15 protein-coding genes are annotated in these 13,980 nt (G+C 65.9%); 2 read left to right on the top strand and 13 right to left on the bottom strand.

What is annotated here, in order from left to right:
- Positions 1–118 precede the first annotated feature (118 nt).
- The 4 genes from uppS to KEG38_RS51830 form a co-directional block, all read right to left on the bottom strand.
- Positions 119–862: a polyprenyl diphosphate synthase gene (gene uppS, locus KEG38_RS51845; protein WP_272428360.1), complete on the bottom strand. Its 744-nt coding sequence runs from the start codon at positions 860–862 to the stop codon at positions 119–121.
- Between the two features lie 132 nt (positions 863–994).
- A complete protein-coding gene (locus KEG38_RS51840) occupies positions 995–2,380 on the bottom strand; it encodes a histidine kinase dimerization/phospho-acceptor domain-containing protein (RefSeq protein ID WP_272428359.1) in 1,386 nt (461 codons plus the stop codon).
- A complete protein-coding gene (locus KEG38_RS51835) occupies positions 2,377–3,156 on the bottom strand; it encodes a response regulator transcription factor (protein ID WP_272428358.1) in 780 nt (259 codons plus the stop codon). Before KEG38_RS51835 ends, KEG38_RS51840 begins: the two co-directional genes overlap by 4 nt.
- 67 nt (positions 3,157–3,223) lie before the next feature.
- A complete protein-coding gene (locus tag KEG38_RS51830; protein WP_272428357.1) occupies positions 3,224–3,526 on the bottom strand; it encodes a hypothetical protein in 303 nt (100 codons plus the stop codon).
- A gap of 440 nt (positions 3,527–3,966) precedes the next feature.
- Here KEG38_RS51830 and KEG38_RS51825 point away from each other — a divergent pair, with 440 nt between their 5' ends.
- On the top strand, positions 3,967–5,331 hold the full coding sequence (locus KEG38_RS51825) for a CNNM domain-containing protein (RefSeq protein WP_308216902.1): 1,365 nt from the start codon (positions 3,967–3,969) through the stop codon (positions 5,329–5,331).
- On the opposite strand, the gene KEG38_RS51820 is transcribed toward KEG38_RS51825, so the two are convergent.
- From KEG38_RS51820 to KEG38_RS55935, 3 genes are all read right to left on the bottom strand, one after another.
- Positions 5,297–6,118, bottom strand: a complete 822-nt coding sequence (locus KEG38_RS51820) for a hypothetical protein (RefSeq protein ID WP_272428356.1) — start codon at positions 6,116–6,118, stop codon at positions 5,297–5,299. The two genes, KEG38_RS51825 and KEG38_RS51820, sit on opposite strands and share 35 nt — an antisense overlap.
- A gap of 166 nt (positions 6,119–6,284) precedes the next feature.
- Positions 6,285–6,647, bottom strand: coding sequence for an RCC1 domain-containing protein (locus KEG38_RS51815; RefSeq protein ID WP_272428355.1), 363 nt, complete (start codon positions 6,645–6,647; stop codon positions 6,285–6,287).
- 36 nt (positions 6,648–6,683) lie between these two features.
- Positions 6,684–7,088 (bottom strand): RCC1 domain-containing protein, encoded by a 405-nt coding sequence (locus KEG38_RS55935; protein WP_272428354.1) that lies wholly within the window; start codon positions 7,086–7,088, stop codon positions 6,684–6,686.
- A gap of 403 nt (positions 7,089–7,491) precedes the next feature.
- Here KEG38_RS55935 and KEG38_RS51805 point away from each other — a divergent pair, with 403 nt between their 5' ends.
- The gene (locus tag KEG38_RS51805; protein WP_272428353.1) at positions 7,492–7,950 is read left to right on the top strand and encodes a DUF1772 domain-containing protein; all 459 of its coding nucleotides are present in this window, start codon (positions 7,492–7,494) and stop codon (positions 7,948–7,950) included.
- 33 nt (positions 7,951–7,983) lie between these two features.
- Here the strand turns inward: KEG38_RS51805 and KEG38_RS51800 are convergent, their stop codons facing one another.
- The 6 genes from KEG38_RS51800 to KEG38_RS51775 form a co-directional block, all read right to left on the bottom strand.
- A complete protein-coding gene (locus KEG38_RS51800) occupies positions 7,984–8,736 on the bottom strand; it encodes an SDR family oxidoreductase (protein ID WP_443689984.1) in 753 nt (250 codons plus the stop codon).
- 72 nt (positions 8,737–8,808) lie between these two features.
- Positions 8,809–10,398 (bottom strand): phytoene desaturase family protein, encoded by a 1,590-nt coding sequence (locus tag KEG38_RS51795; RefSeq protein ID WP_272428352.1) that lies wholly within the window; start codon positions 10,396–10,398, stop codon positions 8,809–8,811.
- Positions 10,391–10,855 carry a hypothetical protein gene (locus KEG38_RS51790; protein ID WP_272428351.1) on the bottom strand — a complete coding sequence of 155 codons (465 nt, stop codon included), beginning with the start codon at positions 10,853–10,855 and terminating at the stop codon, positions 10,391–10,393. Before KEG38_RS51790 ends, KEG38_RS51795 begins: the two co-directional genes overlap by 8 nt.
- 124 nt (positions 10,856–10,979) lie before the next feature.
- Complete coding sequence (locus KEG38_RS51785; RefSeq protein ID WP_272428350.1) at positions 10,980–11,240, bottom strand: acyl carrier protein; 261 nt, start codon at positions 11,238–11,240, stop codon at positions 10,980–10,982.
- Positions 11,241–11,285: 45 nt separating this feature from the next.
- Positions 11,286–12,533: a beta-ketoacyl-[acyl-carrier-protein] synthase family protein gene (locus KEG38_RS51780; protein ID WP_272428349.1), complete on the bottom strand. Its 1,248-nt coding sequence runs from the start codon at positions 12,531–12,533 to the stop codon at positions 11,286–11,288.
- Entirely contained in the window at positions 12,530–13,828 is a 1,299-nt protein-coding gene (locus KEG38_RS51775) for a beta-ketoacyl-[acyl-carrier-protein] synthase family protein (protein WP_272428348.1), read from the bottom strand. The genes KEG38_RS51780 and KEG38_RS51775 overlap by 4 nt, the downstream gene beginning before the upstream one ends.
- Between the last annotated feature and the right edge of the window lie 152 nt (positions 13,829–13,980).

Below are 13,980 nucleotides of genomic sequence, written 5' to 3'. Positions count from 1 at the left end.
CCCGTCCGAGAAACCGCGCATCGCGCGGTTTCTCGGCCTTCGGTCCAGGCCGTGCCTGGTCCGGGGTGCAGGGGGCGGACAGCCCCCTGCTGGGGTGCGGGGCAACGCCCCGCGCATCTCAGATCTCTGCCGTGCGCCGGACCTGTTCGTCCGTTCGACCGAAGCGGCGCTGCCTTCGCGCGTAGAACGCGAGCGCCTCGTCGAGCGTGCCCTCCGAGAAGTCCGGCCAGAGGGTGTCCGTGAAGAACAGCTCCGCGAACGCGGCCTCGAACGGCAGGAAATCACTCAGCCGCTGCTCCCCGCCCGTCCGGATCACGAGATCCGCGTCCGGCAGCTCGCTCGTGCTCAAGAACCGCCGGATCGTTTGCGAGTCGATGTCCTCTGGCAGGAGCAGACCCGCCCGCGCCTGCGCCGCCACCGCCCGCATCGCGCTCACCATGTCGCGACGGCCGCCGTAGTTCAGCGCGAGCGCCAGCGTCATCGACGTCCCATCCGCCGTGTCCGCGATCAGCTTCTCCGTCGCCTTCCGCGTCGCCGTCGGCACCTCGTCGTCGATGTCGCCCACCACGACCACGCGCACGCCGCGCGCCACGAGATCGTCGTGCGCTTCATCGGCGAACTCGCGGCAGATGCGCATCAGGTTCCCCACCTCCTCGCCCGGGCGGTTCCAGTTTGCCGCGCTGAACGCGTAGAGCGTCAGCACCGGGATCTTCCGCTCGTGGCAGGCGCGCACCGCGAGCCGCACCTTTTGCGACCCGGCCTCGTGTCCCTTCGTCCGAGGAAGCCCGCGCGACGTGGCCCAGCGGCCGTTGCCGTCGAGGATGAGCGCGATGTGACGAGGAAGCGACGATCGTTCGTTCATGGGGATACCTTCGAGCCGTGCGGCCTGAGGATGCATCATGCAACCACCCACGTCCACGGAACCGCCGTGGTGCATTCGTGGAGCCTCTGTGGAGAACGCCCACGAAGAGATCGGTAGATTGTGTGGATTTTGTTACAGAATCTTCGCGGCGGGCAGCGTGATCCGGAAGGAGACCTCGGGCGGGCCGCTCTCGGCGCACTCCGCGGAGCCGCTGTGGGCCTCGGCGATGGCGCGCACGATCGCGAGGCCGAGGCCCGTGCCGCCGTTCTCCACGCGGGTCGTGACGAACCGACGGAACAGGCGGCCGGCGACGTGAGGATGGATGCGGCCGCGGCTCCGGACGGTGAAGCGCACTTCGTCGCCTTCGCGCACGAGCGAAACATGGATGGCTTCGCCGGGTTCGCCGTGCGTGACGGCGTTGTCGAGCAGGTTCTCGATGGCCCGCGAGAGCCAGAGCGCGCTGCCGCGGACGGTGACGGCGCCGGTGGTGGAGACATGGACGGTGGCGCCGCGCTCGCGGGCCTGCGCTGCGGCGTCCCGAGAGAGTTTGTCGAGGTCGACGACGGCGGCGTCCTCGACGCCACGCGCCTCGATGCGCGCGAGGTTCAAGAGGTCGCCGAGCAGCGCTTCGATGCGCTCCGTCGCTTGCTGGATGCGGCCCACGAAGCGCGCGGCCTCCTCCGGCTCTTCGAGCGCGCCGTCGGCGAGGACCTCGGCGCTCGCGCGGATCGCCGCGACCGGGTTCTTGAGCTCGTGCGAGAGATCGGCGGCAAACGTCTCGACGAACGGGCGGCCCTCGAGCTGGCGGCGCATGGAGTCGATGGCGCGCGAGAGCCGCTGCACCTCGCGGCCGAACGCCGGGGGCGGCGGCGCACGTCGCTCGCCCTCGCTGACACGGACGGCGAAGTCGGTGAGGGCCTCGATCGGCCGGGCGATGGAGCGGCCAATGAGGACGGCCGCCGCCGCGGCCGCCGCGCCGAGGACGAGGCTGATCGCGAGGACCGTGGGCGCGAAGTCGGTGAGGGTGCGGGTGATGACGAGGGTCGGCTTGACGACCTCGACCTGGCCGACGACGTGGCTCTGCACGAGGATCGGCGCCGTGACGAAGACGGTGCCGGCCTCGCCGCGCGCCGGGCCCGCGCGGAAGACGGGGCGGCCCGCGGGATCGAGGAGCGAGAAGTGCAGGGCGTCGGGATCGGCGGATCGAGCGATGCGGCCGCCGACGTCGCCGAGGGAGGCGCCGCGGGCGTCGAGTTCCCCGCCCACGACGGCGGCGATCGCAGCGGCTTCGTCACGCGCGGCATCCTCGGCGAGGAGCGTGGCGCGGGCCTCGATGCGATCGAGGACGAGGATGCCGAGGCCAAACGCGAAGGCGCCGACGATGCCCGCGAGGGTGAGGAAGACCTGGAGGCGAATGCTCGTGCCGCGGGTGCGGGCGCGGACGAGGCGCGAGGCGACGTAGGCGACGAGGAGGATGAGGCCGACGGCCGAGGCGGAGGCGACGAGGAGGCGAATCACGGGGTATCCGGGGTGCCCGGCGGAGGCGCCGCGGGCTTGTCGGTGACGCGGTACCCGACGCCACGCACGGTTTCGATGAAGCCGGGGTCTCCGCCGGCAGACTCGACCTTGCGGCGAAGGCCTTTTACGTGGGAGTCGATGGTGCGGTCGGTGATTGCGAAGCCGTCGCCCCAGACGCGATCGATGAGCTGCGCGCGGGTGAAGACGCGGCCAGGCGCCGCGAGCAGGCAAGCGAGGAGGTCGAACTCGACACGGGTGAGCTCGACCTCGCGGTCGTGGACGTAGGCCCTGCGGGTGGCCTCGTCGACGGAGAGGGGCGGGGGAGCGGAGGCGGCGGCGGGCGCGGCTGCGGGAGCAGGCGCGGAAGCGGCCGCAGCAGCGGGCGCGGGCGGGGGCGCCGTGCCGAGGGGAGCGGGCGGGGCGACGCGGCGGAGGACGGCGCGGACGCGGGCAACGATCTCGCGGGTGGAGAAGGGTTTTGTGACGTAGTCGTCGGCGCCGGTCTCGAGGGCGGCGACGCGGTCGGCTTCGTCGTCGCGGCTCGTGAGGACGATGATGGGCGTGCCGAGGCCACTCCTGCGGACCTTGCCGATGAGGTCGAAGCCGCTGCCGTCCGGGAGCATGAGGTCGAGCAGGACGAGGGAGGCGACGTCGAGGGAGCGCTCGGCGCCGGCGAGGGTGCCGGCGATGGTGACGCCGAAGCCGTCGCGGCGAAGGGCGTACGCGAGGGACTCGGCGATCGCGGGCTCGTCCTCGACGATCAGGATGTGCGGCATGTGGGGAGGTATCGCGCCGCTCGGGGAAGGGTTCAACTGGGAAGGGGCGCGCGCTGTACGGCGCCCCTCAGCGGGGGGCTTGATCGGTCAGGGAGCAGTACCAGTCGCGCGTGAATTCGCTCCTGGAGCAGGCGTAGATGGCCGAGCGGCCGCACCCGCTCACGAGGACGTCCTGGCGATCCGCGTCGACCTCTCCGTCTGCGGGCATGGGCGTCAGGCCCGGCGTCACGTCGAAGGTGTCGCAGGTGAAGTCGATCCGCGCGGCGCGTATCGCGGCTTCTTCGACGGATGTGGAGTCCCCCAAGAAGCAGCCGGCCAGGGTCGTGGAGAGGGCGAGGGTGGTAAGAGGAAGAAGAATCGAATTCGTCATCGCGCGAGTATGCCAGCACCGCGCGCCGGGCGCCGCTCAGGGCCCAATCAGCTCGGCGCTCCGGCAGCCTTTCTCCGACCCCATTTCGCGGCCGCGTTTGAACCTCCCAGCGCCGCGGCCGGGTCCTTCGTGAGGCCGCCATTGCCGTGGTACGTCAGATGGCCGAGCTTCACGCAGCTATCGGCGTGGCCGTTTCACGATGCTCATCGTGTTGTCGAACTTCCGCAGGGGCGGAAATCCAGCGTGTTCGTTCCAGACGGCAGTGCTGCGGTTTTGATTGGCAAGGTCGTTGCCAGTCTTGACGCGACCCGTTGCAAAAGCCGCGCATCGCGCGGTTTTTGCACCCTCGGTCCAGGCCGTGCCTGGTCCGGGTGCAGGGGCGGATAGCCCCTGCTCGGGTCCGGGGTGAAACCCCGGCGCTACGCACCCTCCGCGCTCCCGTGCGGGCATCGAGCGCCGAGGTGTGGGATGGATCGGCTCCCTCGAAGGAGGCAGCCATCGTCACCGAGCTCCTCGTCATTCTCGCGCTCGTGCTGGTGAACGGCATCCTCGCCGGCGCCGAGATCGCCGTCGTGGCCTTGCGAGGCTCCCGGCTCGATCAGCTCGTCGCCGAGAAGAGCACGCGCGCCCGCGCTGTAAAAGCTCTTCGTGATGATCCCGAGCGGTTCCTCGCCACTGTGCAGATTGGCATCACCGTCATCGGCGCGCTCGCGGGCGCGTTCGGCGGCGCGACGTTCGCGGAGGATCTCGCGCCTCTCTTTCGGCGCGTCCCGATTCTGGCGGACCACGCGGACGCAATCGCGCTTGGCCTCGTGGTCGCGTTGATCTCGTACCTCTCGCTCGTCCTCGGCGAGCTCGTGCCGAAGTCGCTCGCGCTGCGATACGCGGAGACGTATGCGCTGTTCATCGGGCGTCCGCTGCTCGGGCTCGCGTGGGCCGCGCGCCCGCTCGTTTGGTTCTTGACCGCGAGCTCGAACGTCGTGCTTCGGTTGTTCGGGGACAAGACCACCTTCACCGAGGCGCGGCTCTCGCCGGACGAGTTGCAGCAGCTCGTCGGAGAAGCCGCCAAGGCCGGCTCCCTCGACCCGAGCGCGGGCGAGATCGCGGCACGCGCGCTCGACTTGCCGGAGCTGTCCGCCGTGCAGGTCATGGTCCCGCGCACGCGCGTGGTGAGCCTGCCGCACGATGCGACGCTCGAGGATGTGCGCCGTGTCGTCGCCGCGCACGGACACACGCGGATGCCGGTGTACGAGGGGGATCTCGATCACGTCATCGGGTACGTGAACGTGAAAGACGTCTTCATCCGGGCGACCGGGGACGTTTCGTTTCGCGTGAAGGAGGTCCTGCGACCTCCCTCCTTCGTCGGCGAGAGCATGGGCGCGGTCTCCTTGCTCGACGCCATGAAAAACCGCCGCACGCAGATTGCCATCGTGGTGGACGAGCTTGGCGCGACGAGCGGCATCGTCACGCTGGAAGACCTCGTCGAGGAGCTCGTGGGCGACGTTTTCAGCGAACACGAAGCGCCTGCGCCGGAGCTCGTGCGGCGCGAGCCCGACGGGACGTTCCTCGTCCTGGGGAGCGCGCCCGTGCACGACGTGAATCGCGAGCTCGGGCTCGATTTGCCCGTCGGCGACGGCTATTCGACGATCGCGGGGCTCGTCCTGGACCTGGCTCGCAGCATTCCAGCAGCCGGGACACAGCTCACGGCACCGGACGGGACGATGATCGAGGTCGTCGAGGCCACGCCCAGGCACGTGAAAAAGGTGCGGATCAAGCCGCCCGCGCCCCCTCACGAGGATCGCTGACGGAACTCCGGCGCCTCCCGGCGAGGGACGCCACGACATGGCGCAGCCGGCGCGAGAGCTTGGCGGACGCGAACCGAAGCGCGGCGCGCATCACGCCGCCGAGCGAGAGCGGCACGAGCATCAGCAGACCATGACCGTCCACGAAGCCGGGATTCTGCCGGACATAAAAATGGGCTGCATCGCCCGCGTGGCCCAGCCAGTACGACCGATCGGCGGCGGTATCGCGCGTCCGCCAGCCGACGTGGCGCACGAAGGGTCTTGCCTCGTCGACCGCTCGAAGCCCGAACGAGCGCGCGAGCTCGATCATGAGATCGTGCACGTCCGCCGGGGTTTCCTCCGTGCCGTTCGGCCAAACCCGGTCGGCATACCGGGCGGTCTGCGAATAACACGAAGGGTGCACCGGCGAGGCGAACAGGTACAGACGCCGATCCGGGTTTTTCACGAGGTACCGCAGGAGCCGGTCGATCGCGAAGCGCGCATTGACGTTGCAGCCGCGGAACTCGCTGACCATGCCGAGCTCGCCACGCATGACGGAGAGTTTCTCGCCGCCCATCACCTTCTCGAAGATGTGCAAGGCGAAGTACCCGACGGCCCGTCCCGACGCGTCCTCGTAGACCTGGATATGGGTATGCTCCGCCCTGGAGTCGATCACGTACGCGACGAACGCCTCACGCTCGACGTCGAAGATGCGTGTATGCAGCTCGTAGAGCCTCTCGATGAACGCCTCTTTGGCACGAGGATCGAGCTGGTTGGGATCGACGACGATGGACGTGGCAATGCGCGGCATGACGCGTCTCCTCTCGGAGGGGGCCGCCTCGTCGAGCGAGCAACGCACATGCCAGGGCCGGCAGCGCCTTCCATTGCGGTTTCCGCGTCGAATCGGTGGGCTCGTGACCGGCTCCGATGGAGGCTCGAGCCTCCAGCCTTGGAGGCGCAAGCCTACATCCGGAAGCCTACCGCAACACCTCCGCCCGGACGGCCCGATACGACATCGCCAGGCGCCCGGTGCCGAGCTGCCCGCCTTTGTCGTGCCCCCAGCACCACAGATGCTCGTCGTCCATCTCCGTGGCCTTCGGCCTCGGCGCTTGCTGGGCGAAATCCTGATCTTCGTCGAAGCGATGATCATGGAAACAGGTGACGTGGCGGTCCGGGCCCTGGAACACGCACATCGAATCGGCAGAGGCCTCGATGGCGACCGCGCCCGAAATGCTCGGCACCTTTTTTTCCCGGTTGCAACGGCTGACCTTGTTGAAGAACCCGCAACGCACGTCGCCGCCCTCGAGGAGCCCGCATACGGTGATTTGGCCGAGATCCATGCCCACGAGCCGGTCCGGAAAGCTCGGCTCCTGCGGCTACGGTCCGGGGTCGTGGACGCCGCCCCAGCAGGAAACGTCGCCGCCGGCGAGGACACACGTCTCGTCCGGCCCGCCCTGGATGTCCGTCGCGCCTTTGAAGAGCCCGATGTCCACGGGCGTTTCCCGATGGAGGGGGTTGCCGTCGCCGAGTTGGCCCTCTCGATTGTGGCCCCAGCAAAACACGTCGCCGTCCGATTCGCAGGTATGGTGGTCCGAGAGCGCGAGATCGACGGCGTCGCTCACGCCCACGACGGGCACGACGTTGCCCACGAGCGGCGTGTCCGGATCGATGCCGGTTTCCCCGTAATAGGCATGTCCCCAGCAGGCCACGCGTCCGCTCGCGTCGATCGCGCAAATGCGACCGGCCCCCGCCTGGACCCGCCGCGCGGGCGGGGTTGACACGATTCCAGATCCTTGCCGCTCTCGAGGGGGCCACGCACGTACACGCCCGCGACGGCGAGCGGCTGGAAGTTATCGACATACGTCGCGGACCCATACGCGTCAGGAAAAGCTCAAGGGTAGCACGGTGTTTTCCTGAACGACCCTGGACGAGCGACCGGTTTGATTGCCTCAGGCGCTTCAGGAAATGCGTTCTCGACAATCGAGCCATCACACAGACGCCGAGGGCTGAGCTTGCGCGGCAGCGAAGAAGGTTGCGAAATATCACAATAAAGTCCTCTTGTCGTGCTACCCTCCCGGGGGGGCTGCGATGATATGAGGCGCATCTGATGCGCCCGATGTTTTGCCAGGACAACAGGTACCCGAGCGTCATGGCATTTGAAATGAAAAAGAGGAGGATTGCAAGATGGCACGAGCAGTAGAGGTCGCGTCGGTCATATGCACAGCCGTTTTCGCTGGCGGCAGCCTGCTGGTCTCGACCACCGTCGTTCCCAGCTTCAGCGCCATGGACCCTGCCGAGTTCCTGGATTGGTTCAAAACGTATGGCCCCCGTATGGGTATGACGCTGTTCCCCTTCGATGTAGGAGGCGTGGTGTTCTGTGGATGGAGTTTCCTGTCTGCCTTGAAGGCGGGGCAGAATCAGCTGCCATGGGCGCTGGCCAGCGCTTGCATGGCCGGTACGCTCGTCTTGCTGCCTCTCTACTTCGGGCGGGCGAATGCGGCGTTCATCGAGAAGACGATCGATGTCGGCCAGGTCCACGCCGAGATCGCGTCGTGGTCAAGCTGGCAATGGGTCCGAACGGGCCTCAGTGTAGCTGCTGTGGTAGCTGCAGGTTGGGGGGTGCTCGACCGGCCATCGAAGTAGGGACTTCGGACGGCACCGGCGCACGGCTCGCTGCTAACGCATCACGGCTCCGCCGTTGACGTGAATGACTTGCCCCGTGATCCAGCGAGCATCGTCCGATGCAATGAACGCCACGACCCCTACGATGTCGGACACCTCGCCGACCCGCCCGAGGGGGATCCCCTCGGGTATGCGCGCGCGCGCCTCCGCAGGCAGACCGGCGCGCAGGGCGTCGGTGTCGATGGCCCCGGGCGCGATCGCATTCACGGTGATCTGCCGGGGGGCGAACTCGAGTGCATGTACCCGGGTGAACGCCTCGATGGCGGCCTTTGCGCCGGCATAGACCGACGTCCCTGGAGCGGGCACGATGGATAGGCTCGAAGAAATGTTGATCACTCGGCCACCGGAGCCCAGCCGCGAGGCCGCCTCTCGGGTCGCGAAGAACGCGGCGCGCATGTTCAATGCCATGATCCCATCGAACATGTCCTCGTCGACCGCGTGGAGCGGCGCCATCATATAGTTGGCCGCATTGTTGACGAGGATATCGAGCCGGCCACAGGCAGCGTCGACGGTGTCGAACAGACGCTTCCGCCCCTCTGCCGTGGAGACGTCTGCCTGAACGATGTATGCTCTGCGTCCCAGCGACTCTACCGCTGCCTTGACCTGCTCCGCGGCCTCCACGTTCGTGTGATAGTTGATCACCACGTCGGCGCCGTCGCCGGCCAGCCTTCGCGCGATCCCAGCCCCGATCCCCCGGGCGCCACCGGTCACCAACGCTACTTTTCCAGCGAGTCTCTGCTGTATCATTGATGTACCTTGTCCTTCTCGTTCTCTTTCTCGATGGCTTGTAGGTGTGTGTTTCTGCTGCGCGGCCCGAGACTAGGAGCCGGTGAAAATCGCCTCGGTGCTCATGCCCAGGTCTCGCATGAGGACCATGGCCGCCGCCCTCCCGCTCCCGGCGGTGAGCCCTCCCCCTGGATGTGTGCTCGCCCCCGTCATATAGAGTCGAGACACGGGTGTTCGATGGTGGCCGTAACCTGGCATCGGCCGCATACCCATGCTCTGGAAGATGTAGTTTCCGATATGATTGGCTTCGCCCTCGATGAAGGACGTGTTCCACCGCTCGAACCCGAGCGGCGTCATCACGGAGCGCGCGATGATGCTCTCATCGGCCATGTTCGACGTGCGTCTGCGAAGGTGAGCGATGAGCTCGTCGGCGAAGCTCTCTCCGATATGGTCCCACTGGCTTGCTCCTTGCGCGAGGTGGTAGGGCGCGTAATGAAGGAGATAACCGACGTGCTTTCCTGGAGGCGCGCGCGTCGGGTCGAACAGGCTCGGCGTGATCATGAGCGGGCCGTCGGACCTCAGGTGACCGTAGGAGAAGGCGTCGAAGTGCTGCCTGAACTCTGCCATGGTATCGGCGGCGAACTCGACGCAACACGCCCGGTCCACGTCCGCCCCCGCCTTGTAACGAGGGGCCTCGTTCAGCGCGAGAGATTGAAGAAAAGTCTGAAAGCTGCTGACCTTGAGCCTGCCCGCCTTCACCGAGAGCTCATCCGGCAGATTGTCCGAAGCGAGCATCCGCTGGAAGAGCTGCTTCACGTTCACGGCTGAGACGACGGCCTTGCGCGCTCCAAGCCTGGCCCCCGAATCCAAGACGACGCCTCTTGCTTCCCCGCCGATGACCTCGATGCGCGACACGCCGGCGCTCGTATGGATGGTCGCTCCGTGATCCACGAGGCATTGCTGGAGCGATTGCGTGAGGGCGCCGCTCCCGCCCACGGGAATGCCAATACCGAAGCGGTGGATGAAGGGCACCATCATGTACAGGAGCATCCCTGTGCCCACGTCTTGGGGAGCGGCGATGACTTCGGTTGTAAATCGTGCCATCGCGATCTTGACGGGATCATTCACGAACCAGTCGTCGAGGAGCTGGAGGCTGCTCATCATGAGCGCGCGCATCACATCCTGGCCCCTCGCTGTCGCCCCGAGCGCAGAGAAGAGCTCTCCCGTGCTCGGACCGGGGCTGTACATGGTCGGGAGCAGGAGCTCGAGCCCCGCCGCGGCCCACTGGTAAAACTTCAGGTAGGCATCCGCGTCGCGCGGCGAGAAGCGCTCTTCGATCATCGCGCACGTGCGCTCCACGTCGCGATGGCAAACGTAGGCGCGATCGTCAGGAAAAACGACGGCGTAAGGTGCGTCGGGGTAGGTATACTTCAGCCCGTAACGGGACTTGAGCCCCAGCTCGTCATTGCGTAAGAGCGGGTTCGCTTGTATGAAAATATGGCATATCGCTGCCAGATCGCTCTTGTAGCCGTCGCCGCAGACCTCTTGCGTCACGCACCCGCCCCCGAGCCAGGCATTTTTTTCGACGATACATACGTCGAGCCCGGCCTTCGCCAGGTAGGCGCCCATGACAAGCCCATTGTGTCCGCCGCCGATGATGACGACGTCATGTGTATCACGCATACCGTTCGTCTCTGGGCCGCTCGGACAAGCGCTCGCCGTCCACGCGAGTCGTCATGGCCTTTTGAATTCCTTCATGGAGAGCCGCCTCGAACTCGGCGCGCGTGGCGAGCGGGCGCAAGATACCACCCCGCCCGAGCTTCAGGAGCGACGCTCCCGCCGCCACGAGCTTCGAGCGCACCAGCACTGTCACGCCGCCGAACCGACGGTGATTGTCGACGATCAGGTGGGTCATCTCGACGCGATATTTCCGATCGAATTCGCCGAGATGTTCCGCGTCGATGAAGATCATGGGGCACGAGCATGTGGCGAGCATCCTCTCGAACTGCGAGATGATCGGTTCGACGAACGATTCTTCGCCATAGCCTTCAACCCGCATGACGAGGACGCCCGGCGCGGGGAATCGCAGCCAAACTCGGCCGCGATCACTGGCCAGCACGAGATTCTCCGAGTTGCTCATGGCGGTCATCTCTGACCCCTCTTTCTGGATGCATGGATGCGTCCTCCGACGAAGGCTCACGCGCGACGGCGGAGGAGTGCATCGCTGTTGTTTCTTGCTTTTACCCGGCGTCGCTCCACCCGCGCTAACCCGCCTTGGCCAGCGGGACGGGGAGCGTGGATGACGACAGGAGGTCATAGATATCGCCTACCGTCTTCAGCTCGCGCTCGACGCCGCGATGGAAGGTCCTCTTGAACCGCTTCTCGAGCAGGACGACGACATCCACCATCTCCGCCGAGTCCATCCCGAGCTCGCCTTGCAGCTCCGTCTCTCGCGTGAAGCCGGCGGTGTTCACGCCGAGCATGTCAGAGAGGATCTCTTTTACTAGGTTCTCGTGATTATCCATTGAAACAACCCTTCCTTCCTGTTGCCGCATACCTGTACGATCGGATCAGCACGCTTGCTCTGGAGCAGCGATGACCACCGCTGCGTTCGTCCCGCCTGAACCCCGGCCAGCGATGAGCACGTAATCCATCGCCTCCGCCTTCCTCGGCGTCGTGACGACGTCGAGACGGCAATCGGACGCGAGGGTCGTCAGGCTGGCCGTGGGTGGAATCACGCGATGCTGCAAGGACAGTGCAGAGAGCGCGACATCCACGGCGCCGGCTGCGCCGTAGAGGTGCCCGAACATCGATTTCGGGGCGGTCACCGGCACGGACGCGGCGCGCTCGCCGAAGACCTTGTGAATTGCCTGCGCCTCCTGGTAGTCGCCTTCTTTTGTCGCCATACCGTCGGCCATCACGAAGGAGACCGCCTCGGGCGCGACCGCCGCGTCGCGCAGCGCCTCGCGCATGGCCACCGAGAGTCCGCGCTCCTCTGCCGGCAATGGCGCGGGGTGGCACGCGTCGCTCGTCATGGCGAAGCCGTGCAGTTCGGCGTAGATTTTCGCATTTCGGCGCAACGCATGCTCGCGCTCTTCGAGCAGCAAGAACGCGGAGCCCTCGCCGAGGACCAATCCCTCATGTTTCTCATCGAATGGCAGGTAAGATTCACCTGCGCCACGGCGCCTTTTCGCGAGCACACCGTCGGTCGAGCACGCCGAGAAGATGAGCGGCGTGATGGGCGCCTCGGTCCCTCCGGCGAGGATCAGATCGCTCTTTCCCTGTGCGATGTTGCGCGCGGCGTAGCCAATGCTGGCGAGGCCGCTCGCGCGGTCGCAGACGATCGTCTTGCTGTGTCCGCGCAGTTCCAGCAGAATCGAGATCTGGCCCTGCGGAGCTGCAGGGAACCAAGCGGTCGCCTGGAAGGCGCTCAGCTCGCGCGGACCCTGATTGTGGAGCTTCCTGAGCTCACGGTCCGTGAAGGCCCACCCGCCGAAGCAGTTCCCGACGTACACCCCGAAGGCGAGCTTATCTACCCTCGCCAGGTCGAGCTCCGCGTCCTTGAGCGCCAGCTGGGAGGCCGCGATGGCATATTGGGTGAACGGATCCAGCTTGCGCGAAAGCCGCACGTTCATGAAGTCGAGCGGATCGAAGCCCCGCAGCTCTCCCGCCACGTCCGAGGAGAATCCCTCGGTATCGAACCTGGTGATGCCGGAGAGCGCGACTCTCGACTCATTCACGCTCGTCCACACGGCGTCCTTGCCGATGCCGTTGGGAGCGATGATTCCAATACCTGTGATAACGACTCGCCTGCTCATTGTGAATCTCCAGCGTAGTCAGGGCTGGTGAAGATCAACGCGCTGTGTATCCCGGAGAAGCCACTCGCGTCTTTCACGACGACCTTCACGTCCCTTTGAATGGCCTCATTGGGGACGTAGAACAGATCGCACGTCGGATCTTCGACCTCGTAGTTGATCGTGGGAAAGAGCATCCCCGTGTGGATGCTCAGCACCGAAGCGACGGCCTCGAGCGCGTTTGCTGCGGCCAGCGGGTGGCCCACCATGCCCTTCAGGGAATTCACCGCGAGCTTGTAGGCATGGTCCCCGAATACAATCTTGAGAGCGGCGGTCTCGTTCGTATCGTTTTGCCGCGTCGAGCTTCCGTGACCGCAGACGTAGTCGACCTCCTGCGGCGTGATGCGCGCGTCTGCGAGGGCCAGCCGCAGCGCGCGAGCGAGATCCTTGCCGTCGGGAGGGAGATCGGTCATGTGAAATGCATTGTTGCAAGAACCGAAGCCGCGGAGCTCCGCGTAAATGCGGGCGTTCCGCCGGAGCGCGTGCTCTCGCTCCTCGAGAATCAGGATGCCTGCGCCCTCCCCCAGGACGAATCCATCACGCGTCCCGTCGAAGGGCCTCGAAGCCCGGGAGGGCGTATCGTTGCGCTTGCTGGACAGGGCGCCGACGACGTCGAACGCTCCCATGGCGACCGGGGTGATCGGCGCCTCCGAGGCGCCGCAGATCATCAGGTCGACGTCGCCATCCCTGATCGCGTCGAGAGCGGCGCCGATCGCGTCCAGGCCGCCCGTGCAACCGGTGCTCATCGTGAAACAATTGCCGCGCATCCCGTAGAGCGATGCCACCTCCGAGGAGGCGGCGTTGAAGGTCGAATTCTGGTAAAGGCATGAATTGACCAGTTCCGGGCGCAGCTCTGCCCGACCGCGCTCCGTGACAGCCAGGAACTCTTGCTCCATGTACGCCGTGCCGCAGATCGCGTTGCCGATGCAAACCCCACATTTTTCGGGGACGAGCGCGGCGACGTCAATGCCGGCGTCCTTGATCGCCATGATGGAGGCCGCGACGGCGAACTGCGCATAACGATCGAGGCGCCGTGCCTGATCTTCGCGGAGCCCGCATGCCATTGGATCGAAATCGCGGACCTGCCCAGCGATCTTTGATTTGAAGCCTTCCGTCGGGAAGGTGTCGATCGCGTAGATACCCGAGCGGCCTGCGAGCGCGTTCTCCCAGAATCGCTGCACTCCGATGCCGTTGGGCGCAATGATTCCAAGCCCAGTCACGACCACTCGCCGCGCTGCTGCGTAGCTTTTTGTCTTCATCCTTGATGTCTCCGTGTCACGCCTCGTGATTGTGGTCGTGACGTTCGAAAATGCAATGGCTGTCGTCGTATTTGTTTTGAAATGATTCGTGTGTGAAGTGAATGGAGCTTGGGTGCTATTTCAAAACAGATAAATTGAAAGTCCTGCGCCGC

It is taken from the genome of Polyangium jinanense (assembly GCF_028435265.1).
Taxonomy (GTDB): domain Bacteria; phylum Myxococcota_A; class Polyangia; order Polyangiales; family Polyangiaceae; genus Polyangium; species Polyangium jinanense.
This window is presented reverse-complemented; position numbering and strand designations above follow the sequence as displayed.

Bases quoted from the DNA above. Each gene is read 5' to 3' on its own strand.
- uppS (WP_272428360.1), bottom strand. From the start codon at position 862: ATGAACGAACGATCGTCGCTTCCTCGTCACATCGCGCTCATCCTCGAC.
- KEG38_RS51835 (WP_272428358.1), bottom strand. From the start codon at position 3,156: ATGCCGCACATCCTGATCGTCGAGGACGAGCCCGCGATCGCCGAGTCC.
- KEG38_RS51830 (WP_272428357.1), bottom strand. From the start codon at position 3,526: ATGACGAATTCGATTCTTCTTCCTCTTACCACCCTCGCCCTCTCCACG.
- KEG38_RS51820 (WP_272428356.1), bottom strand. From the start codon at position 6,118: ATGCCGCGCATTGCCACGTCCATCGTCGTCGATCCCAACCAGCTCGAT.
- KEG38_RS51815 (WP_272428355.1), bottom strand. From the start codon at position 6,647: ATGGATCTCGGCCAAATCACCGTATGCGGGCTCCTCGAGGGCGGCGAC.
- KEG38_RS51805 (WP_272428353.1), top strand. From the start codon at position 7,492: ATGGCACGAGCAGTAGAGGTCGCGTCGGTCATATGCACAGCCGTTTTC.
- KEG38_RS51800 (WP_443689984.1), bottom strand. From the start codon at position 8,736: ATGATACAGCAGAGACTCGCTGGAAAAGTAGCGTTGGTGACCGGTGGC.
- KEG38_RS51795 (WP_272428352.1), bottom strand. From the start codon at position 10,398: ATGCGTGATACACATGACGTCGTCATCATCGGCGGCGGACACAATGGG.
- KEG38_RS51790 (WP_272428351.1), bottom strand. From the start codon at position 10,855: ATGAGCAACTCGGAGAATCTCGTGCTGGCCAGTGATCGCGGCCGAGTT.
- KEG38_RS51785 (WP_272428350.1), bottom strand. From the start codon at position 11,240: ATGGATAATCACGAGAACCTAGTAAAAGAGATCCTCTCTGACATGCTC.
- KEG38_RS51780 (WP_272428349.1), bottom strand. From the start codon at position 12,533: ATGAGCAGGCGAGTCGTTATCACAGGTATTGGAATCATCGCTCCCAAC.
- KEG38_RS51775 (WP_272428348.1), bottom strand. From the start codon at position 13,828: ATGAAGACAAAAAGCTACGCAGCAGCGCGGCGAGTGGTCGTGACTGGG.